Below are 24,935 nucleotides of genomic sequence, written 5' to 3'. Positions count from 1 at the left end.
ATTCTGGAACGACTATGTCCTGGGTTCACGCACGCGAAACGCAACAGACTGCCTATCCAAGACGGCGACGCCAACGTTCGATCGATTCGACTGTAGTCCCGCAACGATGCAATCTCATCGTCGTATGCGTCGCCCTGGTCCGGGCATTCCCAATAAAAGGTTCTAGCAAGTCCTGTAGCTAGCCCTCGCATAAAGAGCAGCTTTTGTCTTCCCTGATCCATTTTCATTATTGCCTGCAATTCGAAATGAATTCCCTGTTCGATGGCACAGGGAATTCGACGATTTTCCCCCTTTAATCCGCTGAATGGATGGGTCGAAAATGAACACCGGTGTCGAAAATCGCAAATTCCCTGTAAAATACCCTGTTTGCAGGGAATTGACACGGAGACAGAACGGCACTCCCGCCCCAGCCAAGCAGTCCGGCCAAACGGCCGATAGCCCCAATTTGTCGAGAAAGGCCCGTATTGGGCGGCTTTTCAGGCGAGCGGGAAAGTCTCCGGGTGGCAAAATCGGCCCCATAACCCGCCCAATTCCCAAAAATCTCCGGCTAACACCGCAGAAACTCCCGTTTTCGGGAGACTGCGCGCGGAGACTTGGTTCGATCTTCGCCCAGAGTGGGCTTCTCGCCAGTCTTCAAACGCAATGGGCCGATTTTGGGGTTTTCCGCCGCGCACTGCGCGGCGGATGAGCGCAACAGGTTTCTTGGGCGTAGCTACTCCATCCGAAAGTGGCGTTCATTTGCTCTACTATTTCCGGCAGGAGAACAATCTCCAGAAAGGCATTTCTGAAGGCGCAGATCGCGGAATTTGTAGAGGGGCAAGGCTGACGACTGCCTCTGTCCGCTTTGCGCCGTGTTGAAAAACTCCGCCTTTGAGGCTTGCCACCGACTACCTCACAGCCCGCTCCAAACGCGACAGCATGTAGTCGACCTCCTCGCGCGCCTTCACCGAGAGAACCGAGCCGGGCTTGCGCTGGGCATCCGATGCCAGGAACCCACGCTTCATCATCACATATTTCCGCACGGCGAGGCCAACACCCTGCTGCTGTTCGTATCGCAAGAGCGGCAAGTGCGCATCGAACAGATCATGCGCCTCGTCGCGCTTGCCGGCCTTCTGCAGCTTGACCAGCTCGACCAACATGTCCGGAAAGGCGTAGCCAGTCATTGCGCCGTCTGCACCACGCTCCATTTCGAAGTCGAGGAACAGTCCGCCATTACCGGTCAGAATCGAGATCGGTCGCAACGACCCTTCGGCCTGGAACGCACGCAGCGTCGATATCTTTTCAAGACCGGGCCAGTCTTCATGCTTGAGCATAATGCAGGAAGGATTCTCCTGCACGATCTGACGGATGACTTTCGGCGTCATCTGTACCGACAGTGTCAAAGGATAATCCTGGATCACGAACGGAATGTCGGCGCCGATTGCCTCAATAGCCTGACGATAATAGCCTATGATCTGATCGTCCGTGCGCAGGCTCGGCACCGGAGCAATCATCACACCCGCCGCACCGTTCTCCATCACGGTTCGCGACAGCGCGCGCATCGCTGCGAAACCGGACGCCGAAACGCCGACGATCACCGGCAGTTTTCCGAAGCCCTTCACGAAATGCTTAGCAATCGCGATCGATTCCTCGGGCTCGAGCTTCGGCGCCTCACCCATGATGCCGAGCACCGTGACGCCGGTGGAGCCAGCCTTGAGATATCCGTCGATCAATGTGCCTAGCGAGGTTTCATCGAGACGACCATCGGGATGAAACGGGGTGGGGGCGATTGGGAAAACGCCAGAGGCGGTTGCGTCGAGAGCCATGATTTGATCCTTCAGATGCTAGTAATGAGACCACCATCGACGCGGATGACCGAGCCGTTGACGTAAGATGCGCGGGTGCTGGCGAGAAAGGCGACCACATCAGCATATTCTTGTGGCTCACCATAACGGCCGGCAGGAATACTGGCGGTGCTCTCCGCAGACACGTCCTCGACGGAGCGACTTTCACGCTTTGCCTTCTGCTCGTCCAGGAAACGGATGCGACTGGTGGCAACCCGGCCTGGAAGCACGATATTGGCTGTGATGCCGTCACGCCCAACTTCGCGGGCCAGCGTCTTCGACCAGCCCACGAGCGACAATCGCAGTGCATTCGAAATGCCGAGATTGGGAATCGGCGACACCACGCCAGACGATGTCGATGTCACGATACGTCCCCATTTGCGGGCGCGCATGCCGGGTAATACGCGATCGGTCAGCGTGATGACCGACAGCACCATCTGCTCGAAGCTCCTGCTCCACAGTTCCGGGTCCTGCCCGGCAGCAGGCGTCGGCGGCGGCCCACCGGTATTGTTGACAAGGATGTCGATGGGGCCGAACGCTGCCTCGATGGCACTGACGCGCGCATCCATCGCGGCACGATCGGCCAGATCGAAAGCGGCGGCCATCGCGTCGCCTCCACCCTGCTTGATCTCCGCGACGACACGATCGAGCGCGGCCGCGTCGATGTCGGCAAGCGCGACACGCACGCCTTCACTCGCCAGCGTCTTCGCGATAGCGCTTCCAAGGCCGCCGCCGGCGCCAAGCACCAGCGCGACCTTGCCCTGAAGTCCGAGATCCATGTCCTGTCCTTTGTCGAGATGCGGAATCGATATACGTGTTGGCCTGTCAGTCCGGCCCTAGATTTGGGCCGGGCACGGCCACGCGTTGCAGGTAATCGGCCTTGCTGGAGTGCATGTGCTCGACGCAGAGCTGCGACAGCGCCCAATTGTCGTTGCCACGCAGCAGTGAAATCATCATATCGTGCTGCTGGATCGACACCTGCAGCCCGTTGTGATCGGCAAGGTTCTTGGCACGCATGGGCAGTGTCAGGCCCATGTAATCCTGCAGCGATCGCACCAGATACGGGTTTCCGCACGCCGCAAACAGAGCGATGTGGAACGCGTCATTGGTGTCGTGAATGCCGCGCAAATCGCCGCGCTCGGCATACCGCACATATTCTGCTTGAATGGCTTCGAGCTCCATGATCAGCGACGCCTTGGCTGGCAACGGGATCATCAGTGCGGCCTGGCGCGTGAGCATCTCGCGCACTTCATAGATCTGCTTCACCTCGGCCGTCGAATAGGAACGCACTGTCGCGCCCACATTCTTCTCCCTCTGGACGATGCCGGTATGCTCGAGATGCACCAGCGCCTGGCGCACGAAGTGCCGCGAGGCGCCATAGCGTTCCATCAGGTTGTCTTCGATCAGCCGCGCGCCGGGCGGTAATCGGCCAAAGATGATATCCTCTTCGACACGTCGGATGATCTCGGCCTGTTCATCGGCGCGTGACGCAATTTTGGTGACGGTCATCTGGCATTGCCTCGAGATGCTTCGCGCCCTGACAACCGGTAGCAATCCTCGACAAGGCGCAGGGTTTGCAGATTGTCCGCGGGAGAGGTCTCGAAAGGCGCGCTGCTTTGCAGCGCATCGATGAAATGCGCGATGGTCGCATCGTAGGAACCCTGATAGGTCGCAGCTAGATCGTAGGCGCGGATCTCGCTTTGCGCGCCCGTCAGCTTCAGCTGCGTACCTTCGAGCCGAATTGAGCCAATCGTGCCAAGGATTTCGAGTTGATCGGCCTGCGATATCGGCGCGCCATGAGCTGCAAAGCTCGCGAACAACGACACACCGGCGCCGCCGCGGGATCGCATCTGGATCACGGCACCGTCTTCACCCGCAATATCCGGACATGTTTGGGTCAGCGCCGCCGCGATCACATCCAGCGGGCCTAGCAGCATGCGCAAAGTATCGAGATGGTGAATTAGTACTTCAGCCACCAGCATGCGGGACTCGCCGCGCATGAACGGCTGGCGCTCGATCGCAGGATATTGGCCGTTTGCATCGGGAATCGTGCCCGATGTCAGCAGCGTCAGACGGGCAGCTGTCACCGCCCCGATACGACCGTCCCTGATCCAGGATGCGGCATCGCGATAGTATGCACGAAAGCGCCAGTTCTCATGCACCATCAACCGGATGCGACCCTCGACATCACGCGCCAACGCCTCGGCTTCTGCGAGTGTCGGGGCGAGCGGCTTCTGGCAAAGCACCGACAGACCACGATCGGCGACGAGGCGTACCAAAGGCGCATGGAAGGCACGCGGCGCAGCAATATCGACCGCATCGAGTTCACATGCCGCCAGCATGTCTTCCGCACGCGAAAAGCATTGCCCGATACCGAACTGCCGGGCGCGCGCAGCAGCATTCTCCGACGAGGGATCGGCGATCGCGACGACCGCGGCACGCCCCGCGAGCTTTTGCCATGCCAGCAGATGATATTGCGTGACCCACCCCGCACCAATCAATCCGATCCGCAACGGCTTGCTCATTGCCCGATATCCCGACGCTTCTCGCCGATGACGGCCCGGCCCGTCGTTGCGTCAAACACGAAGACCGCATTGACCGGGAAATACAGATCGACGGTCTCGTCGATGGCGACAGGCACATGACGCGGCAATCGCGCCGTCCACTCCACGTCGGGTTCGATTTCGACCAACAGCAAGGTTTCCGCGCCCAACGGCTCCACCGCGATCGTACGCCCCCGCACATGGCCCGCAGGCTCGCTGCCCAACGCCGCCTTGTTGATATGCAAATCCTCGGCGCGCACGCCGATTGTCACTTTTTGGTCTACCAGCTTTCCCAATAACTGAGGCGACCAGCGCGTCAGCGCCGTCTCAAGGCTCTGGCTTCGTGCCACAGAGCTTTCATTGGCCGAAGCGACAACCGCCGTCGCCAGATTCATCGGTGGCGATCCCAGGAATCGGGCGACGAACGTGTCCGCCGGCTCCCAATAGACGTCGAGCGGCGCGCCGATCTGAGCAACGCGACCGGCATTCATGACGCAGATCCGCGTTCCCATGGTCATGGCCTCGACCTGGTCGTGGGTCACATAGATCATCGTCGATCCCAGCCGCTTGTGCTGCTTGATGATCTCGCTGCGGGTGTTGACGCGTAACGCAGCGTCGAGGTTGGACAGCGGTTCGTCGAATAGGAACACCATCGGCTCGCGCACCATGGCGCGCCCGAGTGCGACACGCTGGCGCTGGCCGCCGGACAGCGCGCTGGGCTTGCGCGTCAGCAGCGGCGTCAGACCAAGAATATTCGCCGCATCCTGCACCCGGCGTTCGATCTCGGCAGCGGCGAAATTGCGCCGGCGCAGGCCGAAGGCGAGATTGTCCGCAACGCTCATATGCGGATAGAGCGCATAGGACTGAAACACCATCGCGATGTCGCGATCCTTGGCCGGCACCTGATTGACTACGCGATCGCCAATCGAGAGCTTGCCGGAGCTGATCTCTTCCAGGCCCGCGATCATGCGCAGTGTCGTCGACTTGCCGCAGCCTGAGGGCCCGAGCAGAACCATGAATTCGCCGTCGCCGATATGAAGATCGACCTTGTCAACGACCACCGGACCTGTCGGCCCATATTGTTTGGAGAGTTTGTCGAGGGTGACAACGGCCATGGCTGCCTCTTATTTGATTGCGCCGGCAGTCATGCCGCGAATGAGTTTCTCTGAGAAGAAAACGTAGACGATGATCACCGGAATGACGGAGATCATGACGCCGGTGGCGATCATGCCGATGTCCTGGAAATGATCGCCCATGAAGGCGCGAATGCCGACCGGCAGCGTGCGCTTGTCAGGATCGGTGATCAGCACGACGGCAAACAGAAACTCGTTCCAGAGCTGGATAAAGTTCAGGATCAGCGTAGTGGCAATCGCCGGCATGCCGATGGGCAGCACGATGCGCCGGAAAATTTCGAGATCGCCGTAGCCATCGATCTTGGCGGCGTCGAACAGATCCTGCGGAATGCGCGCAAAGAACCCTTCCAGAAGATAGATTGTCAGCGGCAGCTGCAGCGACACATAGACCAGCGTCAGCCCGAGCAGGCTGTTGTAAAGATTGTAGTCGACCAGGATCTGATACAGCGAGATCAACGTAATCTGCGGCGGGAAAATGATCGACGAGAACAGGATGCCGTAGACCAGCCGATTGCCGCGGAAACGATAGCGCGCCAACGCATGCGCTGCTGCGGCGCCAAGCAGCGTCACGACGGCGACGGCGCCCACCACGACAATCGTGGAATTCCAGAAATAGGTCGCAAAATCGGAATCGACCCAGGCGATCCGGAACTGCTCCCAGTGGAACACTTTGGGCCACGCATAGTGGTCGGCGCTGATCTCGGCGGTGGTGCGCACCGACATCGTGGCGAGCCACAGGAACGGTCCCAGCGTGTAGATAGTGTAGAGGCCCAGCACGAGAGCAAGCGCTCCGCGGCTGAAGAAACGCGGCAAAGGTGCGCGTTCCGCAAGCATGGCAGCCACGATCAGTACTCCAGACGTTCGCGGGTCGCCAGAAGGCGATTGAGGATGATGACAGCGGCGCAGACCACCACGAACCACACCGACGCGATGGCGGAAGGATATCCGAGATCAAAGGTGTTCCAGTTGAAAGCACGCTTGTAGACGTAGGTGGATACGGTTTCGGTCGCCCATAGCGGGCCGCCCTGGGTCATGATCCAGACCAGATCGAAGATCTTCATCTTGCCGATGAAGGCAAGAATATAAAGGTTCAGCAAGGTCGGCCGCAGCATCGGCACAATGACGTAGCGCAGCTTGGCGCCCCAGCCGCAATTGTCGAGTTCGGAGGCTTCTAGTACCTCGCGCGGCAACGAATGAATCGCCGCGAGACAGACCACCATGTTGAAGCCTGCCCATTTCCAGGCATGGGTCACGATGAGTGCGCCGAGCGCTAAATTTGGATCACCGAGCCAGGACGACGCCAGTGCCCCAAGCCCGACGGCGCGCAGCATGGCGTTGAGGATTCCCCAGTCGTAGTTGAATATCCACATCCAGAGGATCGCGACGACGACGTAGGATAGAAGGACCGGAGTGAACCACGCGACCCGCAGGAAGCGCGCGGCAGGAACGCCCGCATATAGCGCCAGTGCGAGCAGCAGGCCTGTCACAACATCGAGCACGGGCGCGATGAACGACCAGATGAATGTGTTCCGCACCGACACCCAGAACGTCTCGTCGGACATCAGCGCGCGATAGTTATCCAGGCCGACGAAGGTCGCATCGAGACCTTCAATGGTGAAGAAGCTGTCATAGAAGGTTCGAAACGCCGGATAGGCGGTCAGTCCGATATACACCGCCAAAGCCGGCGCCAGAAAGACGGCCAGCACCCACCAGCTCGCCCGGCGCGGATCGGCCAGCGAGGGGGCTGCGTGCTGAGCCCCCTCCTCGGCAGCGGATGGAATGCTGATCGATGTCATTGTTAGTACTCAGCTCTTGAAGCAGGCGCTGTCCATCTTCTCCGCGGCTTCCTGAACGCTCAGAAGGCCAGCCGGAAAAGCGTTGTTCATGACCTGGGTGTAGGTCTCCGCACACTTGGCGCGGTAATACAGCAGAGGCGTGCCGAAGAAGTATTTGACGTTCTTGTTGCGTGCGTTGAGCTCCGCAAAGTAGTCCTTGCGCGGGCTGTTGATCTTGGCCGGGTCGGATTTCAGACCGGTCTGCAGCGAGACCTGCTCCATCCACTTGGTGCCATTCTCGACGGTGGCCATGGATTTCATCAGCGCACCGGCGCAATCCTTGTTCTTGCTCTTTGAATACATCACGAAGCTGCCGGCGACGGCGAGCGTCTTGCAATCCGGACAAGCGCCCTTGTCCATTGCCGGAAATTGCATGATGCCGAGCGGGAAATTGGCCGGCATGCCACCACCTTCCGGTGGCGCAAAGGCGCGACCCGTGAACCAGCTCGGATCCGGGAAGGTCAGCGCGCCCGGCGTGTTGTAGAAATAGAAGTGGGACTCACCGAGCTTCAGCGTGGAAAAACTCTTCGGATAGGCACCGGCATCGACCAGCCCCTTCATCCAGGTCATGACTTCAACGACGCGCGGATCCTTGAACGACAGCCCACCATTGAGCAGCTTGCCATAGTCCTCGATACCGAGCTTACGCAGCAGCGACTCGAACAGAAGCAAGCCACCCGGGAACGGACGATCGCCGACGCCCTGCGACACCGGGGTGATGCCGGCGGCAACGCCCTTCTTCACCAGATCGGTGAACTGCTCCTGCGTTAGCTGGAACGACGCCGGTACATCCACGCCGACCTTCTTGACCGCGTCCTTATTGTAGTAGAGCTCGACCGTATAAGCCTCGACCGGCAGGCCGTAGACTTTGCCCTTCGATGTCCAGGCTGGTTTCGACCAGTCCTCGTATTGCGCCAGATCGACATAGCTATCCAGCGGTTCGAGGAAGCCTCCGGCGAGAAATTCCGGCTGATCCGGCTCCATGTAGAAGATGTCGGGCGCCTGCCCGGTCCGCACCGCTGATTTGGCCTGGGTGTAGAGATCCGCTTTCGGGATGAAGCTGAGCTTGACCGAACACTGCTTGTTCGCAGCCTCAAAGTCTTTCACCCGCGTCGTCACCCAATCCTTCTTGGCGGGCTCGTCGGGCCAGTTGCTCCACATCGTGATCTGCGTGGCCTGCGCAAAAGCGGGAGCAGCGCTCGCGATGGTGGCCGCCGCGACAACCGCAGCCAGTCCAATTCTCCGTGCCGTCATGGTGATCTCCTCCGGATGTCTGTTTTTTATTGGGCCGGACCCTGGAACAGGTCCAGGTATATTGTCAATAATAAATATCCAATTCCGCGGTATTAGCGATTATATCCGCTGTATCGAATAGGATTATTGACAATTCCAACGACGCCGGCGATGTAACGAAGAAAATCGGCTTTGGTGGCCGCAGGGGGAAACGACATGTCCAAAGGGCTTCGCAAAGGGCTGACAAACTATGGCGACGCGGGATTTGCGCTATTTCTGCGCAAGGCGTTCATCAAGGCGATGGGCTATTCCGACGATGCGCTGGAGCGCCCGATCGTTGGAATCACCAACACCTACAGCGACTACAATCCGTGCCACGGTAACGTCCCTGCCATCATCGAGGCGGTGAAGCGCGGCGTGATGCTGGCCGGCGCGATGCCCATGGTGTTCCCGACCATCTCGATCCACGAAAGTTTTGCGCACCCCACCTCGATGTTCCTGCGCAACCTGATGGCCATGGACACCGAGGAGATGATCCGCGCGCAGCCGATGGACGCCATCGTGGTCATCGGCGGCTGTGACAAGACGCTGCCGGCCCAGATCATGGCCGCGGCATCCGTCAATCTGCCGACGGTAGTGATCCCTGTCGGCCCCATGGTCGTCGGTCATCACAAGGGTGAGGTGCTCGGCGCCTGTACCGATTGTCGCCGCCTCTGGAGCGCGCACCGCGCCGGCGAGATCGACGCCGAGGAAATCGAGATAGTCAACGAACGCCTCGCGCCCTCCGTCGGGACCTGCATGGTGATGGGTACCGCCAGCACGATGGCCTGCGTCACGGAAGTACTGGGCCTGTCGCTGCCGATGAGCGCGACCATCCCTGCCCCGCACGCCGAACGTTTCCGTCTCGCCGAAGCAAGCGGCAAGCGCGCCGCCGAAATAGCGGTAAGCGGCGGACCACGTCCCTCGGAATTGCTGACACCTGCAGCTTTCCGTAATGCCACCGTTGTCATGCAAGCGATCGGCGGCTCCACCAACGGCATCATTCATCTCACCGCGATCGCCAACCGAACGCCCTATGGTTACGATCTCGACATGCTCGACGAGATCGGTCGCATTGCGCCTGTGCTGATCGATCTGAAACCCTCGGGCGCTCACTACATGGAACATTTCCATCACGCTGGTGGCATGCCCAGGTTGCTTGCAGAACTTGGCGACCTTATTGATGGCAGCGCGCCGACCATCGCAGACAAGACGCTGGGCGAGATTGCGGCCGAAGCTGAGATCGTCCCCGGTCAGGACGTCATCCGGCCGCGCAGCAATCCGATCAAGGCCGAAGGCTCCATGGCCGTGCTGTACGGCAACCTCGCACCAGGCGGCGCGATCATCAAGCGCTCGGCCGCGACGCCCCGGCTGCTGCAGCACACCGGCCGCGCCGTGGTGTTTACTTCTGTCGAGGACATGGCACTACGGATCGACGATCCCGATCTCGACGTAACGGCCGACGACGTTCTGGTATTGCTGAACACCGGCCCCAAAGGCGCTCCCGGCATGCCGGAAGCGGGCTATCTACCGATCCCCAAAAAGCTCGGCCGACAAGGCGTGAAGGACATGGTGCGCATTTCAGATGCCCGCATGAGTGGCACTGCATTCGGCACAATCGTGCTGCATATCACGCCCGAATCCGCGGTGGGCGGCCCGCTCGGACTGGTCCGCAACGGTGATCAGATCAGGCTTGACGTCGATGGGCGGTCCATCAACCTCCTGGTCGATGAATCCGAACTCGACGGGCGCCGCGCAGCACAGTCAAAGGTTCATGCAGTCCTGCCTGAACGTGGCTACGCTCGCCTGTTTCAGCAGACAGTAACGCAAGCCGATAAGGGCTGCGACTTCGATTTCATGATCGCGAAAAAGACGTAAGACTTTACCTCGCGATCACGCATCGCCTGCAATCCGCCTTTACAAACGGATACTATCAAAGATTGCGTTGGCCCACTCCCGTGAGCTCTGAGAATGTCCGCTCATCTTGAGAAGAATGACTTCAACCGTCCGTTCATAATGCGCCGTAAGCAAGCTATCCATCCCAGGCTCGTATCAATGTCCGCTTTGCGCCATAAGCGGTCAAAAGCGATCTACAAAGGGAACTGTCGACGCGTCGATACTTTCCCCTACACCCGCATCCAGAACGAAGAATTGCGTCCACGGTTTCATGAGAGACTAGCTGCCAAACTCAACCGAGATGGCTCACGAATTTTGTACTCAAGTAAGCATTAAGCCCCTCAATACCTCCCTCGTGCCCGTAACCTGACTCTTTTACGCCACCAAATGGCGTTTCCGGAAGCGCGATACCAAAATGATTGATAGATACCATTCCGTGGTCGAGTCCATCGGACACCTTGGTTACAGTCTTCGCATCCTTGGTAAAGGCATAGCTCGCAAGACCGAACGGCAGACTATTGGCGCGCTCCAGCACTTCATCGGCATCCTTGAAACGTAGCATCACCGCGATCGGGCCAAATGGCTCCTCGTGCATAATTCGCGCATGAGCGGGGACATTCGTCAGTACAGTCGGCTCGAAGAAGTTGCCCGCATTGCCAATGCGCTTGCCACCCGTTTCGACTTTAGCACCCTTCTCCTGGGCATCGAGCAGAGTGGTTTCCATCGCATTGACCCGCCGCGGATTGGCAAGCGGTCCCATTTTGCTGTTGGGATCAAACCCGTCTCCGACTGTGATACCGCGCGCAAGGTCCGTGAATTTGGCAACAAACTTGTCGTAGGACCTCTCCTGAACAAAGAACCGCGTTGGCGAAACACAGACCTGGCCCGCGTTGCGATATTTCATGCCGGCCAGAAGTGTAGCAATGCCATCGGTCTCGACATCGTCAAAAACTAGCACGGGCGCGTGGCCGCCAAGCTCCATGGTCGAGCGCTTCATATGCTGTCCGGCAAGCGAGGCCAGATGCTTGCCGACCGGGACAGATCCCGTGAACGATATCTTGCGGATCGCCGGTGAGCTGATGAGATATTCCGAGATCACGGCCGGAACGCCGTAAACCAGATTGATCACACCGGCGGGCACACCGGCCTCTTCGAAGCATTTTACGAACTCGATTGGCGAACCCGGCGTTTCCTCCGGGCATTTGATGATGATCGAGCAACCGGCGGCAAGCGCACCGGAGATTTTCCGAGCAGCCTGTAACACCGGAAAATTCCAGGGCGAGAAGCCCGCCACCGGACCGACAGGCTCCATCAGCACCATGTTGCGGACGCCGTCGGCGCGCGCCGGAATGATGCGGCCATAGGCGCGGCGACCTTCCTCGGCGAACCATTCGATGACGTCGGCCGAGCCCATGACTTCGAGCTTCGCCTCGGCCAGGAGCTTGCCTTGCTCAAAGGTGAGAATGGTGGCGATCTGCTCGACCCGCGCGCGCACCAGATCGGCAGCCTTGCGCAGGATCTTGCTGCGCTCGAAGGCGGAGACGCGTCGCCAGGTATTGAAGCCGGATTGAGCAGCCGCGATCGCCTTGTCGAGATCGGCCTTTGACGCATGCCCGAGTTTGCCGATGGGCGTATTCGTGGATGGATTCATCACATCCTGGTAATCGCCCGAAGTTGGTTGGACCCATGCGCCATTGATATAGTGCGGGAGCGTATCGAGATATTGTCGCTGCATGGATTGAATCCTGTTCCAGATTTCGGTTTGTCGTGAATTGAGTTGCGAGTCTATTCAGGGGGCCAGCACACCAAGATATTGGCGGACATCGGGCTGGCTGGTGAGGTCATCAAAATGAGCATAGTTAGTGACCGCTCCGCCGCTGACGAACAGGAAACGCTCGCAGATCTCCTTGAGGATCGTCAGCTGAAACGTCGCCGTCGGATGCAGGCAGATGAAAACGAGCCGATTCTCAGTGCGCAGCTTGCGGAAGAAATCCAGCATGAATCCGATATAGCCATCCTGGGTATTGAACTGCGGTTCATCGAACAGATGAACGAGCGGATAGGCGCTTGCAGCCTGCTCCATCGTGAAGGACGGTCTCGTCTTTCTGAACTGACGGACTTGATAGGATTGATGGTAATGAATGGCCAGACGATCACGCTGAAGATAGCGAACCCTCTGCATGTCCTGACCGGCAACCATCACGCGCCCTTCCGACGGCACGTTCGATCCCGCGATCATCTCGAATAGCGTCGTCTTGCCGGCGCCGTTTGGCCCCATGACGCCCACGATCTCGGGCTGCATGAAAGCACGATCCACGTGCAGTTGAAATGCGGGCTCCCGGTCGAGCAAGCCGCGGCGATAGATCTTGATCACGCCTTCCAGCGCAAGTAGCGGCGTATCGCTCATGACAGCCCTCCCAGAAGCTTGCGCTTGAGGCTGAGATCTGCAGTCAGTGCCGCCGCGTCCCCCGCCCAGGCAACATGCCCCTGCGACAGCACAACAACCCGATCGGCAACGCTCAATGCGACATCGGCATTCTGTTCGACCACGATACTGGCAATGCCCGCCTGCCTGAGGCGCCGGATGACAGCCATCACGTCATCGACGATTTTCGGTGCAAGGCCCTGGCTTGGCTCGTCGAACAGCACGAGGCCGGGTGAACCGAGCAACGCGCGGGCAATGGCCACCATCTGCATCTCGCCGCCGGACAAAGTCTCGGCCTCGCGCGTCATCAGATATTTGAGCGGTGTGAAAATCTCGGTGACTTCTCCGAGAGACCATCCTCGAAAGTTCGTGCGCTTTTCGCCTAACGACAGATTTTTCGCGACGGTGAGTGTCGGACAGAGGCGACGGTCGTCCGGCACCCAGCCAATTCCGGCGCATGCTATATGATGCGTCGCGCTTGCTGCGATCGACTTTCCCTGAAAACGGATGTCACCCCGGCGCGCGCGCGTGAGACCGAGGATGGAGCGGAGCACCGTGGTTTTGCCAGCGCCGTTAGCGCCGAGCAGGGCAAGCACCTCGCCTGCGCGTACGGACAACGAGACCGAAAACAGCGCCTGCGTCTCGCCGTAGAAAGAATCGATACTGGATACATCGAGCATCAGTTGAGCCGCCCCAGGTTGGAAGCCTCGACCCATGGGTTCGTCTTGAGTGCGGCCGGCGCGCCGCGCGCGATCACCTGCCCCCAATGAATGACGGATATCTCATCGGCCAGCGAGAAGAGGAATTCCATGTCATGTTCGATGACAACGATGGTCAGGTCGCCTTTGAGCTGAAGGATGAGATCGGTAAGTCGCGCGCGCCCGTCGCTACCCAGACCCGCAGTCGGTTCATCGAGAAAAAGCAGCTTTGGACGACAGGCCAGCGCGACGCCGATTTCGAGCGCGCGGCGTGCGCCATAGGAGAGCGACTTGGCTTCATCGTTGGCGCGTCCTGCAAGACCCACCTTTTCGAGAATGCTGTGAGCTTCGTCGACCAGCGCGGTGTCGGCATATGCCTGAGCAATCATGTCATGCCCACGCCGGCGCGTGCCCGGAAGCGCAATGGCTATGTTCTCGAATACCGTGAACTCGTCGAACAGGTTCATCAGCTGGAACGACCGTGCGATGCCGAGGCGTGCGATATCCTGGGGACTTTTCCCGGTGATGTCGTCTCCCTGCCACAATACCTGTCCGCGATTGGGCTTGTAGCGGCCGGTCAGCACGTTGAAACAGGTCGTCTTGCCGGCGCCGTTCGGTCCCATGATGCCGGACAACTGGCCGGCTTCAAATGCAAGCGAGACGCTCTCAAGCACAACGCGATCGCCGAATCGCAGATGCAGATCTTTGGCTTCAAACAGTGGCATGGCTCACCTCGCCTGCGATTGCGGAGCGGCGGCAGGGCGCGGAACGATCTTGTCTCGTCCCTTCATGACGCCGGCAAATATGCCGGCGATCCCCTCCGGCTTGAAAAGTACCAAGACAACAAACGACAGGCCGAACCACAGCATCCACCCCGTGGTGAATGATCCGATGACGTCGCGTGCAAGAAAGAAGGCCACGGCACCAATGACGGGGCCCCAGAACGAGACAAGCCCGCCGCCCACCAGTGTCATCATGACGACGTAGCCGGAATAGTGCAGGCTCATCACGTCCGGGAAGGCGGAAGTCTGTGCCATCGCGAATAATCCGCCCGCGAGTCCGGATAAGGTCGTAGATACAACCAGGACTGCCGCCTTGTAGCGCCAGACGTCGTAGCCAACGAAACGAGCACGTATTTCGTTCTGCTTTATGGCCTTCACCACCCGCCCAAACGGGGAATGCACGAGCCGCCACAGCAGGAACGAGACGACAGCGAAGACTGCGAGCACGAAGTAATACAGCGCGATGTTGCTGCCGAGATTAAACGTCGTGATGCCAAGCGAGGCGGGCAGCCTCTCGATTTTGAGCAAGCCATCTTCGCCGCCGGTTATGCGATGCGCCTTGATCGCGATGAACCAGAAGATTTGCCCGAAAGCGATGGTCATCAATGCGTAATAGATGCCTCGCCTGTGCGAGATGAAGAGCGCCACAAAGGCACCTGCGATTGCGGCCGCAAATGCAGCAACCGCAAGACAGACCCACAGGTTCGGCGCGATGTTTGATTGCGCCAGACCGAATGCGTAGGCACCAATCCCGAAAAATGCGCCATGCCCGAATGACGGCAATCCCGCATGACCCAGGACCAGATTGTAGGCCAGCGCATAGAGCGCAAAAATCAGGATCTCGACCCCGAGATATTGATAGAGACCGACCCGCTCGATCCAGAACGGAACGGTTGCAAACAGGATCCATGTAACAAGCATCGCAGGCGTGAAGCTGGGGACCGTACGGGCTGCTGCCATATCAAGCCTCCAACACACTTTTCTTGCCGAACAGACCCCGTGCGCGGAACGTCACGACAACAATCAGCAACAGATACATGGACAGCATCGACCATTCGGAGGCATAGGCACCGGACAATCCGACCACCATGCCGACCAGGAGCCCGCCCAACGCGGCCCCCCAGAAACTTCCGACGCCACCGAGCACGATGATGAGAAATGCCGGCACAACGGCATCGACTCCCATATGCGGCCGGATTCCCCAAAGCGGTGCCATGATCACACCGGCGAACGCCGCCAGCATCGTGCCAAGGACGAACACCCAAACCCGCAGTCGTGTCAGATCGATGCCGAGCGCCTGGACGATTTCGCTGTCATGGGCGCCTGCCTTGACCATCGCACCGAAGCGCGTGCGTTCGACGATGAACCAGACGGCTCCCATGGCCACGATCGCCATGCCGGCAGCCCAGAAACGATAGGTCGACCAGATCAGATCGAGCATGATAAAGCCGCCGGACATGTCACGCGGCACCGGCATCATGTAGTCGCGCGTGCCCCATACCACGCGGATCAACTCCTCCAGCACCATGGCAACACCAAAGGTGAGCAGAAGCCCATAGAGCGGATCGCGCCCATAGGTGCGGCGCATCAGTCGCTCAAGCACAAGACCAAAGGGCGCAACCAGGATCGGGGCGACTACAACTGCTGTGGCAAACCGCAAGCCAAGCGGCACACCCGCCCACGCGATCAGGACATCCGGCGGCAACGGCAGTTTCGCCCCACAAATGGCGTAGGCAAAATACGCCCCGAGAGCGAACAACGAGCCATGAGCAAGATTGATCTGCTCCATCAGTCCGAGGATCAGCATGAAGCCAAGTGCAATCAAAGAAAAAAGCAAGCCGAGCGCTATACCGTTCAGCAAATGCGGAAGGAGATTGAGAAGCGACATAAGCGTTCATCTATTCCAATGAGCGAGCATGAGCACCCGGAGAATGTTCCGGGCGCTCATGCGTAAGCTTTATGTGTCGAAGACTGGAACGTCGGCGATCGCCTTCATTTTGCATTTTTCCAATGAGGCATCGTCCACCGCCGTTTCGGGCTTGGTCCAGCTGATGACCTCATACAGATCCGTCTTGTCGACGGGTTTTGCATTGCGGCGGGCAAGATAAATCGTCTGCTGCACTTGATGCGTCACGGGATCGATATACGCATCGAAATGCTGCATGCGGTCGGCAGCGAGCATCTTGTGCCCTTCCAACTGCTTGATCACAGCATGATTGCTGGTCGTACCGGCGCGCTCGATGGCGCGCAGCAATTCGCGTGTCGCGATGTAACCGTTGTAAGAGACATTCCCCGGCACCGGAATGGGCGACTGCGGATATGTCGTTTGCCAGCGCTTGACGAATTCAGCAACGCCGGGTAGCGGCAAAAGATGATACCAATTGGTGCCGAAGACGCCGAACAGCGTATCCTCCGCGCCCCAGATATCAGGCCAATCCTGCTGATTGTTAACCCATGCTGTTTTCTCTTCCAGCTTCAGCGCGCTGATCTGCTGACGTAGCGCCTTCATATCATCGCCGCCAACCGCCATCGCGACCACATCAGGCTTGGCCTGCTGCACCTTGAGGAGATACGAAGTGAAATCGCGGGTGTTCTGCGGGATCAGCAGATTATCGATGATCTGCCCGCCAGCCTTCTCGACCTCGGCTTTGGTCGCGGCCGATGTCGTGTGCCCCCATACATAGTCGTTGGTCAGCAGCAGCCACTTCTTGCCAATCTTCTGAACCGCGTTCTGGACAGCGGCCTTGGAAAAATTGGTCCCGTTCCCATCCCAGACGAATTTGATGCGCGAGCAGTTCTCGCCTGCTTCACTTGGCGCCGACGAGTTGGTGTTGAAATAGATGGTGCCATATTTATTTGCGACTTGCGTGATGGCATTGGCGACGCCCGAATGCACAGCGCCTATCAGAAAGCCACACTGCTCCTGCGTGATGAAACGCTCCGCGATGCGTGTACCTGTCGCCGCGTTGGTTTCGGTGTCGGCCGTCGTCCATTCGATCTTGCGACCGAGCACGCCGCCTTTTGCGTTGAATTCATCAATTGCGAGGCGGATGCCGCGCATATCGTCCTGCCCGCTATTGCCGTATTGGCCGCTGGCATCACAGGTGAGCCCCAACTTGATTGGCTTCTTTTCTCCCTGCGCCAGAACACGTGTGTGTTGCCATGGACCGAAAAATGTCGCTGTGGCAGACAGCAAGCCGCCCTTCACGAGGGCACGCCGGGACAACCCGGACGTATCGCTACGTCGCTTCATTGTTTCCTCCTGGACTCGGCGGCTCTTTTATTGATGTCCGCGCATTGTATGGACTTAGAATAAACATTCCACGAACTATGTAAAGTAGAATATACAAGTCAGAGAAATCGATGACCGCAAATACGAGCCAACCGCATGCCCACTAAAGCCAGCGCCCTCCAGCACGGCACTTATGAAAACCTCCGTCACGAGATCGCGCGCCAACATCCGGATTTTTCAGATCGTCTTCGCGTGATCGCGGAGTTTGCACTCGAGCATCCCACCGAGATGGCGCTCGGGACCGTCGCGGAAGTCGCACAGCGTGCGAAGGTGCAGCCATCCGCCATTGTGAGATTTGCACGCGCATTGGGCTATGGCGGCTTCACGGAATTGCAACAGGTGTTCCGTTCAAGGCTCGTCGCCAGCGTGCCGCCGAGCTACAAGGAGCGCATCACGGGGCTGCGACGCGATGGCCGCTTCCAGGATGCGAACAATCCGCAGGCGGTTCTGACCCGCTTCGCGTCAGAAGGCATGGTCTCGCTCGAAAGCCTGCAGGACCGCGTAAGGCAGGTAGATCTTGCGCGCGCAATCGAACTGCTTGGCGCCGCAGAGACGATCTACGTCCTGGGCCTCGGCGGCTCTTTCCCGGTCGCAGCTCATCTGACCTATGTTTTGCGCAAACTCGGGCGCCGCGTTGTTATTCTCGACGGGCTTGGCAGCGCGCTTGGCGACCAGGCAGCCTCGGCGACACCCGCCGATGCGCTCGTTGCCATCAGTTTCAGGGTCTACAATCCCGACACAGCACGACTGTTTCCAGAACTCGTAGCCCGCCGCTTGCCTGTCATTTCGATCACGGACAGCTTGCTCAGCCCGATTGTCGAAGGTGCCAGCGTCGTTTTCGAAATTCCGGATATGCCGGAAGCCGCACTCCGTACGATGGTTGCTCCCATGTGTCTCGCCCAGACACTAGCCGTCGGTCTCACGCTTACACTCGACTGAAGATAACTCTCACTAACTGACAGGATGAAGTCATGTCCGCTCGCATGCTGGAAGGCCAGGTCGCACTCATCACAGGCGCAGGTCGCGGGCTTGGCCGCGCCTTTGCCGAACGTCTCGCGGCCCTCGGTTGCCATACTGCGATTCATGGCATGCGCGAGCACGGCCCTTCCGAATTTGGTGGCACCGAAACGCTTACGGATGTCGCGCGATCGATAGCGGACAAACATGGCGTCCGCACTTTCAAGGTTCTCGGCGATCTTACGCAATCAGAAGACATCGCGCGGGTCATTCAAGTCACCGAGGCCAATCTCGGGCCCATCGATATCCTCGTGCACAATGCCGGCGGCGATATCGCGGCTGCAGGCGGGAAGCCAAACCCGAACGATGTCGTGAATATCAAGGCAGAAGATGTGCGAGCCGTTATCGACCGTAATCTTCTGAGCACAATCTTCGTCTGCCAGCAGGTGGCGCGAGGCATGATGGACCGACGCCGCGGGCGCATTATCAACATCGGCTCGGTTGCGGCATTCAAAGGGCGCACAAATGCATCGATCTACGCAACGGCAAAAGCCGGCGCGATGCATTTTACGCGGTGTCTCGCCGACCAGATGCGGACCTATGATGTCACCGTCAACACGATCGCCCCAGGCGACACACGCACGGAGCGGTTTATGGCAACACGTACCGTCGATCCGGCGCGGCTGATCCAGGAAGGGTCGCTCGACCGGATTGCCACCATAGACGAGGTTGCGCGCGTCATTGAGTTATTTGCCGGACCTATGGGAGCGTTCGTATCGGGGCAGGTCATTCGCGTCGACGGCGGCGGCCAGCTCTGGCCGGCATGAGCCTCAAACTCTCAGCTAGGTGACCATCGGGAATGCAGGAACCGCAATCAGTTCGGTATTAGTTGCAAGCCGCTGCGCAACTTCGCCACGAAACCTGCGGCACCTTTTTCACAGGAGTCCGCTTTGCGCCAGGAGCGGACATAGACCTTGCAAGCGAATAAGTGACATCCCTTTGTCTCGCAAGCCGACGGATCGGGGGATGTGACCGCACCTATTGCGGCGAACAATGCGTGCCGCCCTATCTTCTCGGTGACACGCCAGGCCCAGCGTTATCGTGGGTGGCGCAGCGCGCAGATCCGCCGCGTCCTGCAGGCGATCAGCGCCCGCAGCAGTCAATGGAAGTGGGTCGCCCCGTTAATATCGAAAATCGCACCGGAGGCGTAACCACTGCCAGCGCCGCATAAGAACACCGCGGTGGCGGCGATCTCTTCCGGCTTGGCCATGCGCTTCAACGGATAGAGCGATGTGTCATAGCCTTTGCCCTCGGTCATCGCGGTCTCTACCGGCCCCGGCGCAATGCCGTTCACGAGGACGTTGCGCGGTGCGGCCTTGCTCGCCAGCCAGCGCACGAAGGAATGGATGCCGCCTTTGGCAAAGGCATAATGCGGCCCGGTGCGCAGGCCGCCCATCCAGCCGGCGACCGATCCGCATAGCACAATGCGGCCTTCGCCCGCCTCCATCATGCCGGGCAGGAAGGCGCGGGTTAGATTGATCGGCCCCTTCACATTGGCGCGAATGACGCGATCAAGCGACTCGTCCCAGTCTTCCGCCATCCAGTCGTCATGCGGCGCGATCGCTGCGGTATCGATCAGTCCATAGACGGAGCCCGTCTGCTTCGCGAGCGCGGTGACGTCCGCGCGCGAGCCAGTATCGAGGCTGTGAATGTCAGAGCGGTCCGCAAGCTCGGCACCGACGCGTTCGCGGATGCGATCTTTTCCCGCGATATCGACCAGCACAAGCGTCGCGCCTTGCTGTGCGCATAGCTTCGCCGTGGCGCTGCCGATGCCGCCGGCCGCGCCCGCGATCACAATGCGCTGTCCGGTGAGATCGAATGGGGATTTTTCAGAAGACGGCATGACGATAATTCCCGTTTGTGATGCCACACCTCTGCAAACCCACGCAGGATACGGTGTTCAATTCGGTTGACGTAACGGCGATCAGCGCGCCGGCGGCACGCCGCCATAGGTCGTCAGATGCGAACTCGCGAGCCAGCCGGCATCGATCGGAAGATTGATCCCGGTGACCGCCGACGCATCGTCGGACAGTAGAAACGCGACGCCGCGTCCGATTTCTTCCGGATCGACCATGCGTCCCAGCGCGGAGCCTTCGATCAGCAGTTTCGGATCGCGCGTCCCGCGTTCGATGTTGGCGAGCACCGGTGGCGTTCCCACATAGCCCGGCGACACCGCGTTGACGCGCACACCCGAACGGCCCCAATCGGCCGCGAGGCACGCCGCCATATGAACGGCCGCAGCCTTTGAGGGCGCATAGGCGTGTAACGGCGCTGTGCGCGACGCGGTGACCGAGCCGGTGATCACGATGCCTCCGCGGCCGCGCGTGACCATCCGCTTGCCGGCCGCGAGGCAGGACACGTAGACGCCGCGCAGATTTGCGGCGATCACCTTGTCGAATTCGGCGAGCGGCAGGTTCTCCGCGCGGCCGCCGGACTGGATCACGCCGGCATTGGCGAACAGCGCCTCGATCGGCCCCAGCCGCGCCTCGATATCCGCGAAAGCCGTTTCGGTCGCTTGTTCATCAGTCACGTCGAACGGCACTGAATCGGCGCGGATCTTCGCTGCAGATTCCTGATTGGCCTTCGCATTGATGTCGGAAATGACGACGCGCCATCCGCGCTCGATCAAGATACCGGCTGTGGCTAGGCCGATTCCGCTTGCTCCGCCCGTCACCACGGCGATGCGGCCGCGCCCCTCGTCTCGCTTCATCCTGCACTCCCGTTGTCCGTTTCTTGTTGCACGCAGCAAAGCTGCGCGTTTGACGATGGCGACGGCGCTAGACCGCAAGATAGCGTTGCTTGATGTTCTCGTTGTGCCTGAGTTCATCTATGGTCGCGCGATACACGATCTGGCCCTTGTCGATCACCGTGGCATGGGTCGCGATACCCAGGCAGAAATGCATGTTCTGTTCGGCCAGCAGAATGGTGACGCCCATGCCGCGCAGCGTCTTGATAAGTTCGCCGATGGCCTGGACGATGATTGGCGCGAGGCCCTCACTGGGCTCGTCGAGCAACAACACAGCGGGATTGCCCATCAGCGTGCGGGCGATGGTCAGCATCTGCTGCTCGCCACCCGACAGCCGGCCGGCCAGGCGGTCCTTCATCGAGGCGAGGATCGGAAACACCTCATAGATGCGCTCGCGATTCCAGTGATGGTCGCCGCGCGGCCCCTTCTTGGCGGCGACGATGAGATTGTCATCGACCGTATGGTCAGGGAACACCTGCCGGTTCTCCGGAACATAGCCGATCCCCGCGCGCGCGATCCTGTAGGACGGTCGACCGGCCAGCCCTTGACCTGCAAGAGCAACCTTGCCGCGGCGTGGCGGCGCGAGGCCGGCGATCATCTTGAACGTCGTCGACTTGCCGGCGCCGTTACGGCCGAGCAGCGCCATGGTTTGCCCCTGCTCGACCGCGAGATCGACGCCGAACAGGATCTGGCTGGCACCGTAATAGACGTCTGCCGCTTCGACATGGAGGAACGGGTCGGTCATCATGCCTCTCCCACTGCTGCGGAGAGATGGTGATCGGCACCGAGATAGGCGTCGATGACATCCTGATTGCGCCGGATCTCGTTGGCCGTGCCCTGCGCGAGCACGGCGCCGTATTTCAGCACATGGATTTTCTGGGCGATCTTGAAGACGATATCCATGTCATGCTCGATGAACAGCACCGTCATCTTCTTGACCTGCCACAGATGCTGCACCTTGCCGATCATGCGCCAGCGCTCGTCCGGCCCCATGCCCGCGGTCGGCTCGTCGAGCAGCAGCACCTTTGGCTCCATGGCGAGCGCAAGGCCGATATCGAGCAGCTTCTGGTCGCCATGGGAGAGATTGCGCGAGAGCGTCCCCGCCTTGTCCGCGAGCCCGAGCAGTTCGATGATCTCTTCCGTCCGCGCCTTGGCTTCCGCGACAGGAAACCGCCGCAGAAAGGTCCATGACTTGCGCAAATGAGAGATCACCGTCGCCATGATCGCCTCGGTGACGGTCAGGCTGGGGAAGATCTCGGCGACCTGGAACGCCCGCGTCATGCCGAGCCGCACGACCTCAAGGCTCGATTTACCAACGATATCCTGACCGTCGAAAATGACCTTCCCCGAATTCGGCCGGAACGCGCCCGAGATCAGGTTGAAGAAGGTGGTCTTGCCTGCGCCATTCGGTCCGATGATCGCCGTGAGCGAGCCGTCGGGAAAATCGATCGAGACATTGCGCGTGGCGTGAACACCGCCGAAGCGTTTATCGAGGTTCTGCACCGAGAGCATCAGGCAATCCTCTCCTTGGCGAAGGTGGCATCCTTGGCGGAAGCGTCCTGGGCAGGAGCCGCCCTGGCCTCTTTGCGTCGCTGCAGAAATTCGACGATGTAATCGGCGATGCCCTGCCGCAGACCGAGCACGATGGCCAGAATGACGATGCCCAGCACCAGGCCGTGATATTCTGTGTAGATGGATACGAAATGCTCGATCAGGCGCAGCAGGATGGCGCCGATGATCGGCCCGACGAACAGTTGCGAGCCGCCGAGCATGATCATGAAGATGGCCTCGCCCGAGGTCGTCCAGAAGCCGAATTCCGGATAGGCGCCGGAGACGAACAGCGACAGCAGGATGCCGGCAACGCTGGCCATCGCACCGGCCAGGATGAACACGCCGAGCTTCATGCGAACGATATCGACGCCGAGGTAATTGGCCCGGTTCGGATTGTCGCGGATCAAGCGCAGCGTGTAGCCGAACGGCGACTGCCAGACCTGACGCATGATCAGGATACAGACGACGAAGACGCAAGCCGAGAAGATATAAAGCGACACGCCGCTGCTGAGATCGATGCCGAAGAACGGGGGCCGCGGAATGCCGCCGCGCAAGCCCTGATCCCCGCCGGTCAAGCTGACCCATGTCAGGATGATCGAGTGGATGAACATCTGGAAGGCCAGCGTGATGAAGGAGAAATAGATTTCCTTGAGCCGCACGCAGATCGCACCGATCACCAGCGCAAGCACCGCAGTGCCGAGCACCGTGACGAGAATTGCAACGGGGATCGACACGCGGCCGGACTGCATCAGCAGACCGAACATATAGGCGCCGGACACGAAGAAGGCCGCATGCCCGAACGAGACCAGCCCCGTGAGCCCCACGAGGAGATTCAGCGACATCGCCAGCAGGCCATAGGCCATCACATAGATGAGGAAGTCGCGCAGCGATGGCTTGGTGAAGATGAACGGTACGACAATCAAAACGATCAGCACGGCAGCCGCAAAGAGCAGATCGCGCAGGAACCCCGCTTTCATCATCGCGCGATCTCCCGGCCGAGCAGACCGCTGGGCTTGACGATCAGAACGACGGCCATCATGCCGAACATGATCCCGTCAACGAAGAGCGGGAAGCCGATCGCTCCGAAGGCCCGCGTGAAGCCGATGAGCAACGCTGCGATCAGCGCGCCGACAATCGATCCCATCCCGCCGATCACGGTGACGATGAAGCTTTCGATCAGGATCGATAGACCCATACCCGGCGTCAATGTGCGTGTCGGCGCCGCGAGGGAGCCGGCGATACCCGCCAGCATGCTGCCGACGCCAAACACGGCCGCGTAGAGCAGCGTCGTGTTGATCCCGAGTGCGCCGACCATCTGCGGATTGATGGCGAGGGCGCGGATGATCTTGCCGATCCGGGTCTTCTCGATTGCGAGCCAGAGCATCGCGCCGATCAACAGGCTCGCGACGATCATGAAGACGTAATAGGCCGGAACGAAGCCGCCGGCGAATTCAAGCGGCGGAAGCGCGAACACGTCGGGCATGCCCATCATCTTGTATTCCGGGCCGGCAATGATCTTCACCAGATCGTCGAAGATCAGGATGATGGCGTAGCAAACCAGCAACTGCATCAGGATGTCCTTGCCATACACCTTGCTGATGATGAACCGCTCAAAGATGACCCCGATCAGGCCTGCCCCGAGCGCGCCGGCCAGGAATGCCAGTAAAAAGCTCGATGTCGCCTGATAGGTGAAGAAGGCGATATAGGCGCCAGCCATATAGAATGCGCCATGGGCGAAATTGATGACGCCGAGCACGCCGAAGATCAGCGACAGGCCGGACGCCACCATGAACAGCAGCATGCCGATGATGAGCGCCGTCGATATCTGCGTCACGGCGCAGGCTGACGATGACAGGCAGGATGCAAGGGCTTCGAGGTTCACAGCGCAGTCCTTTGATGGTCTGACCTTCGATGGTCTGAAC

24 protein-coding genes are annotated in these 24,935 nt (G+C 59.7%); 3 read left to right on the top strand and 21 right to left on the bottom strand.

Features of this window, described 5'->3' with window-relative positions:
- Positions 1-887: 887 nt before the first annotated feature.
- Genes HP556_RS19640 through HP556_RS19605 form a run of 8 tightly spaced genes read right to left on the bottom strand, consistent with a single transcriptional unit; the run spans position 888 to position 8,588 of the window.
- Positions 888-1,805, bottom strand: a complete 918-nt coding sequence (locus HP556_RS19640) for a dihydrodipicolinate synthase family protein (RefSeq protein ID WP_175368220.1) — start codon at positions 1,803-1,805, stop codon at positions 888-890.
- Positions 1,806-1,816: 11 nt separating this feature from the next.
- Positions 1,817-2,602 carry an SDR family oxidoreductase gene (locus HP556_RS19635; protein WP_120288876.1) on the bottom strand — a complete coding sequence of 262 codons (786 nt, stop codon included), beginning with the start codon at positions 2,600-2,602 and terminating at the stop codon, positions 1,817-1,819.
- Between the two features lie 46 nt (positions 2,603-2,648).
- Positions 2,649-3,332 (bottom strand): GntR family transcriptional regulator, encoded by a 684-nt coding sequence (locus tag HP556_RS19630; RefSeq protein ID WP_093760894.1) that lies wholly within the window; start codon positions 3,330-3,332, stop codon positions 2,649-2,651.
- A complete protein-coding gene (locus HP556_RS19625; protein WP_175368219.1) occupies positions 3,329-4,348 on the bottom strand; it encodes a Gfo/Idh/MocA family protein in 1,020 nt (339 codons plus the stop codon). The genes HP556_RS19630 and HP556_RS19625 overlap by 4 nt, the downstream gene beginning before the upstream one ends.
- Positions 4,345-5,481: an ABC transporter ATP-binding protein gene (locus HP556_RS19620; protein ID WP_175368218.1), complete on the bottom strand. Its 1,137-nt coding sequence runs from the start codon at positions 5,479-5,481 to the stop codon at positions 4,345-4,347. The genes HP556_RS19625 and HP556_RS19620 overlap by 4 nt, the downstream gene beginning before the upstream one ends.
- A gap of 9 nt (positions 5,482-5,490) precedes the next feature.
- Positions 5,491-6,333 (bottom strand): carbohydrate ABC transporter permease, encoded by an 843-nt coding sequence (locus tag HP556_RS19615; RefSeq protein ID WP_175368247.1) that lies wholly within the window; start codon positions 6,331-6,333, stop codon positions 5,491-5,493.
- A gap of 11 nt (positions 6,334-6,344) precedes the next feature.
- Positions 6,345-7,295 carry a carbohydrate ABC transporter permease gene (locus tag HP556_RS19610; protein ID WP_093760900.1) on the bottom strand — a complete coding sequence of 317 codons (951 nt, stop codon included), beginning with the start codon at positions 7,293-7,295 and terminating at the stop codon, positions 6,345-6,347.
- Between the two features lie 9 nt (positions 7,296-7,304).
- Positions 7,305-8,588 (bottom strand): ABC transporter substrate-binding protein, encoded by a 1,284-nt coding sequence (locus HP556_RS19605; RefSeq protein WP_120288873.1) that lies wholly within the window; start codon positions 8,586-8,588, stop codon positions 7,305-7,307.
- 195 nt (positions 8,589-8,783) lie between these two features.
- Here HP556_RS19605 and HP556_RS19600 point away from each other — a divergent pair, with 195 nt between their 5' ends.
- Positions 8,784-10,484 carry an IlvD/Edd family dehydratase gene (locus HP556_RS19600; RefSeq protein ID WP_175368217.1) on the top strand — a complete coding sequence of 567 codons (1,701 nt, stop codon included), beginning with the start codon at positions 8,784-8,786 and terminating at the stop codon, positions 10,482-10,484.
- Positions 10,485-10,794: 310 nt separating this feature from the next.
- Here HP556_RS19600 and HP556_RS19595 read toward each other — a convergent pair whose 3' ends face one another.
- The 7 genes from HP556_RS19595 to HP556_RS19565 all read right to left on the bottom strand — a co-directional run bounded on the left by HP556_RS19595 (position 10,795) and on the right by HP556_RS19565 (position 17,660).
- Entirely contained in the window at positions 10,795-12,237 is a 1,443-nt protein-coding gene (locus tag HP556_RS19595; protein WP_175368216.1) for an NAD-dependent succinate-semialdehyde dehydrogenase, read from the bottom strand.
- 54 nt (positions 12,238-12,291) lie between these two features.
- Positions 12,292-12,909: an ATP-binding cassette domain-containing protein gene (locus HP556_RS19590; protein ID WP_175368215.1), complete on the bottom strand. Its 618-nt coding sequence runs from the start codon at positions 12,907-12,909 to the stop codon at positions 12,292-12,294.
- The gene (locus tag HP556_RS19585) at positions 12,906-13,607 is read right to left on the bottom strand and encodes an ABC transporter ATP-binding protein (protein ID WP_231077715.1); all 702 of its coding nucleotides are present in this window, start codon (positions 13,605-13,607) and stop codon (positions 12,906-12,908) included. The genes HP556_RS19590 and HP556_RS19585 overlap by 4 nt, the downstream gene beginning before the upstream one ends.
- Positions 13,607-14,350, bottom strand: coding sequence for an ABC transporter ATP-binding protein (locus HP556_RS19580; RefSeq protein WP_175368214.1), 744 nt, complete (start codon positions 14,348-14,350; stop codon positions 13,607-13,609). Before HP556_RS19580 ends, HP556_RS19585 begins: the two co-directional genes overlap by 1 nt.
- A 3-nt stretch (positions 14,351-14,353) precedes the next feature.
- On the bottom strand, positions 14,354-15,367 hold the full coding sequence (locus HP556_RS19575) for a branched-chain amino acid ABC transporter permease (protein ID WP_175368213.1): 1,014 nt from the start codon (positions 15,365-15,367) through the stop codon (positions 14,354-14,356).
- 1 nt (position 15,368) lies between these two features.
- A complete protein-coding gene (locus tag HP556_RS19570; protein WP_175368212.1) occupies positions 15,369-16,295 on the bottom strand; it encodes a branched-chain amino acid ABC transporter permease in 927 nt (308 codons plus the stop codon).
- A gap of 69 nt (positions 16,296-16,364) precedes the next feature.
- Positions 16,365-17,660, bottom strand: a complete 1,296-nt coding sequence (locus tag HP556_RS19565; RefSeq protein WP_175368211.1) for an ABC transporter substrate-binding protein — start codon at positions 17,658-17,660, stop codon at positions 16,365-16,367.
- Between the two features lie 135 nt (positions 17,661-17,795).
- On the opposite strand from HP556_RS19565, the gene HP556_RS19560 reads away from it, so the two are divergent.
- The gene (locus HP556_RS19560) at positions 17,796-18,638 is read left to right on the top strand and encodes a MurR/RpiR family transcriptional regulator (RefSeq protein WP_175368210.1); all 843 of its coding nucleotides are present in this window, start codon (positions 17,796-17,798) and stop codon (positions 18,636-18,638) included.
- A 32-nt stretch (positions 18,639-18,670) separates the two neighbouring features.
- Complete coding sequence (locus HP556_RS19555; RefSeq protein WP_175368209.1) at positions 18,671-19,483, top strand: SDR family NAD(P)-dependent oxidoreductase; 813 nt, start codon at positions 18,671-18,673, stop codon at positions 19,481-19,483.
- A 332-nt stretch (positions 19,484-19,815) separates the two neighbouring features.
- On the opposite strand, the gene HP556_RS19550 is transcribed toward HP556_RS19555, so the two are convergent.
- The 6 genes from HP556_RS19550 to HP556_RS19525 all read right to left on the bottom strand — a co-directional run bounded on the left by HP556_RS19550 (position 19,816) and on the right by HP556_RS19525 (position 24,895).
- Positions 19,816-20,559, bottom strand: a complete 744-nt coding sequence (locus HP556_RS19550) for an SDR family NAD(P)-dependent oxidoreductase (RefSeq protein ID WP_175368208.1) — start codon at positions 20,557-20,559, stop codon at positions 19,816-19,818.
- An 81-nt stretch (positions 20,560-20,640) separates the two neighbouring features.
- Positions 20,641-21,426, bottom strand: a complete 786-nt coding sequence (locus HP556_RS19545) for an SDR family NAD(P)-dependent oxidoreductase (protein WP_175368207.1) — start codon at positions 21,424-21,426, stop codon at positions 20,641-20,643.
- 67 nt (positions 21,427-21,493) lie between these two features.
- On the bottom strand, positions 21,494-22,207 hold the full coding sequence (locus tag HP556_RS19540) for an ABC transporter ATP-binding protein (RefSeq protein WP_420878681.1): 714 nt from the start codon (positions 22,205-22,207) through the stop codon (positions 21,494-21,496).
- Positions 22,207-22,974, bottom strand: coding sequence for an ABC transporter ATP-binding protein (locus HP556_RS19535; RefSeq protein ID WP_120288862.1), 768 nt, complete (start codon positions 22,972-22,974; stop codon positions 22,207-22,209). The genes HP556_RS19540 and HP556_RS19535 overlap by 1 nt, the downstream gene beginning before the upstream one ends.
- Positions 22,974-23,993, bottom strand: coding sequence for a branched-chain amino acid ABC transporter permease (locus HP556_RS19530; protein WP_246297824.1), 1,020 nt, complete (start codon positions 23,991-23,993; stop codon positions 22,974-22,976). Before HP556_RS19530 ends, HP556_RS19535 begins: the two co-directional genes overlap by 1 nt.
- On the bottom strand, positions 23,990-24,895 hold the full coding sequence (locus tag HP556_RS19525) for an ABC transporter permease subunit (protein WP_175368205.1): 906 nt from the start codon (positions 24,893-24,895) through the stop codon (positions 23,990-23,992). Before HP556_RS19525 ends, HP556_RS19530 begins: the two co-directional genes overlap by 4 nt.
- Positions 24,896-24,935: the final 40 nt, after the last annotated feature.

Source organism: Tardiphaga robiniae, from assembly GCF_013359755.1.
Lineage (GTDB): Bacteria > Pseudomonadota > Alphaproteobacteria > Rhizobiales > Xanthobacteraceae > Tardiphaga > Tardiphaga robiniae.
The sequence above is the reverse complement of the archived record's forward strand: the minus strand, read 5'-3'. Positions and strand labels throughout refer to the sequence as shown.

Coding starts and splice junctions, on each gene's coding strand:
- HP556_RS19640 (WP_175368220.1), bottom strand. CDS start 1,805: ATGGCTCTCGACGCAACCGCCTCTGGCGTTTTCCCAATCGCCCCCACC.
- HP556_RS19635 (WP_120288876.1), bottom strand. CDS start 2,602: ATGGATCTCGGACTTCAGGGCAAGGTCGCGCTGGTGCTTGGCGCCGGC.
- HP556_RS19630 (WP_093760894.1), bottom strand. CDS start 3,332: ATGACCGTCACCAAAATTGCGTCACGCGCCGATGAACAGGCCGAGATC.
- HP556_RS19625 (WP_175368219.1), bottom strand. CDS start 4,348: ATGAGCAAGCCGTTGCGGATCGGATTGATTGGTGCGGGGTGGGTCACG.
- HP556_RS19620 (WP_175368218.1), bottom strand. CDS start 5,481: ATGGCCGTTGTCACCCTCGACAAACTCTCCAAACAATATGGGCCGACA.
- HP556_RS19615 (WP_175368247.1), bottom strand. CDS start 6,333: ATGCTTGCGGAACGCGCACCTTTGCCGCGTTTCTTCAGCCGCGGAGCG.
- HP556_RS19610 (WP_093760900.1), bottom strand. CDS start 7,295: ATGACATCGATCAGCATTCCATCCGCTGCCGAGGAGGGGGCTCAGCAC.
- HP556_RS19605 (WP_120288873.1), bottom strand. CDS start 8,588: ATGACGGCACGGAGAATTGGACTGGCTGCGGTTGTCGCGGCGGCCACC.
- HP556_RS19600 (WP_175368217.1), top strand. CDS start 8,784: ATGTCCAAAGGGCTTCGCAAAGGGCTGACAAACTATGGCGACGCGGGA.
- HP556_RS19595 (WP_175368216.1), bottom strand. CDS start 12,237: ATGCAGCGACAATATCTCGATACGCTCCCGCACTATATCAATGGCGCA.
- HP556_RS19590 (WP_175368215.1), bottom strand. CDS start 12,909: ATGAGCGATACGCCGCTACTTGCGCTGGAAGGCGTGATCAAGATCTAT.
- HP556_RS19585 (WP_231077715.1), bottom strand. CDS start 13,607: ATGCTCGATGTATCCAGTATCGATTCTTTCTACGGCGAGACGCAGGCG.
- HP556_RS19580 (WP_175368214.1), bottom strand. CDS start 14,350: ATGCCACTGTTTGAAGCCAAAGATCTGCATCTGCGATTCGGCGATCGC.
- HP556_RS19575 (WP_175368213.1), bottom strand. CDS start 15,367: ATGGCAGCAGCCCGTACGGTCCCCAGCTTCACGCCTGCGATGCTTGTT.
- HP556_RS19570 (WP_175368212.1), bottom strand. CDS start 16,295: ATGTCGCTTCTCAATCTCCTTCCGCATTTGCTGAACGGTATAGCGCTC.
- HP556_RS19565 (WP_175368211.1), bottom strand. CDS start 17,660: ATGAAGCGACGTAGCGATACGTCCGGGTTGTCCCGGCGTGCCCTCGTG.
- HP556_RS19560 (WP_175368210.1), top strand. CDS start 17,796: ATGCCCACTAAAGCCAGCGCCCTCCAGCACGGCACTTATGAAAACCTC.
- HP556_RS19555 (WP_175368209.1), top strand. CDS start 18,671: ATGTCCGCTCGCATGCTGGAAGGCCAGGTCGCACTCATCACAGGCGCA.
- HP556_RS19550 (WP_175368208.1), bottom strand. CDS start 20,559: ATGCCGTCTTCTGAAAAATCCCCATTCGATCTCACCGGACAGCGCATT.
- HP556_RS19545 (WP_175368207.1), bottom strand. CDS start 21,426: ATGAAGCGAGACGAGGGGCGCGGCCGCATCGCCGTGGTGACGGGCGGA.
- HP556_RS19540 (WP_420878681.1), bottom strand. CDS start 22,207: ATGACCGACCCGTTCCTCCATGTCGAAGCGGCAGACGTCTATTACGGT.
- HP556_RS19535 (WP_120288862.1), bottom strand. CDS start 22,974: ATGCTCTCGGTGCAGAACCTCGATAAACGCTTCGGCGGTGTTCACGCC.
- HP556_RS19530 (WP_246297824.1), bottom strand. CDS start 23,993: ATGATGAAAGCGGGGTTCCTGCGCGATCTGCTCTTTGCGGCTGCCGTG.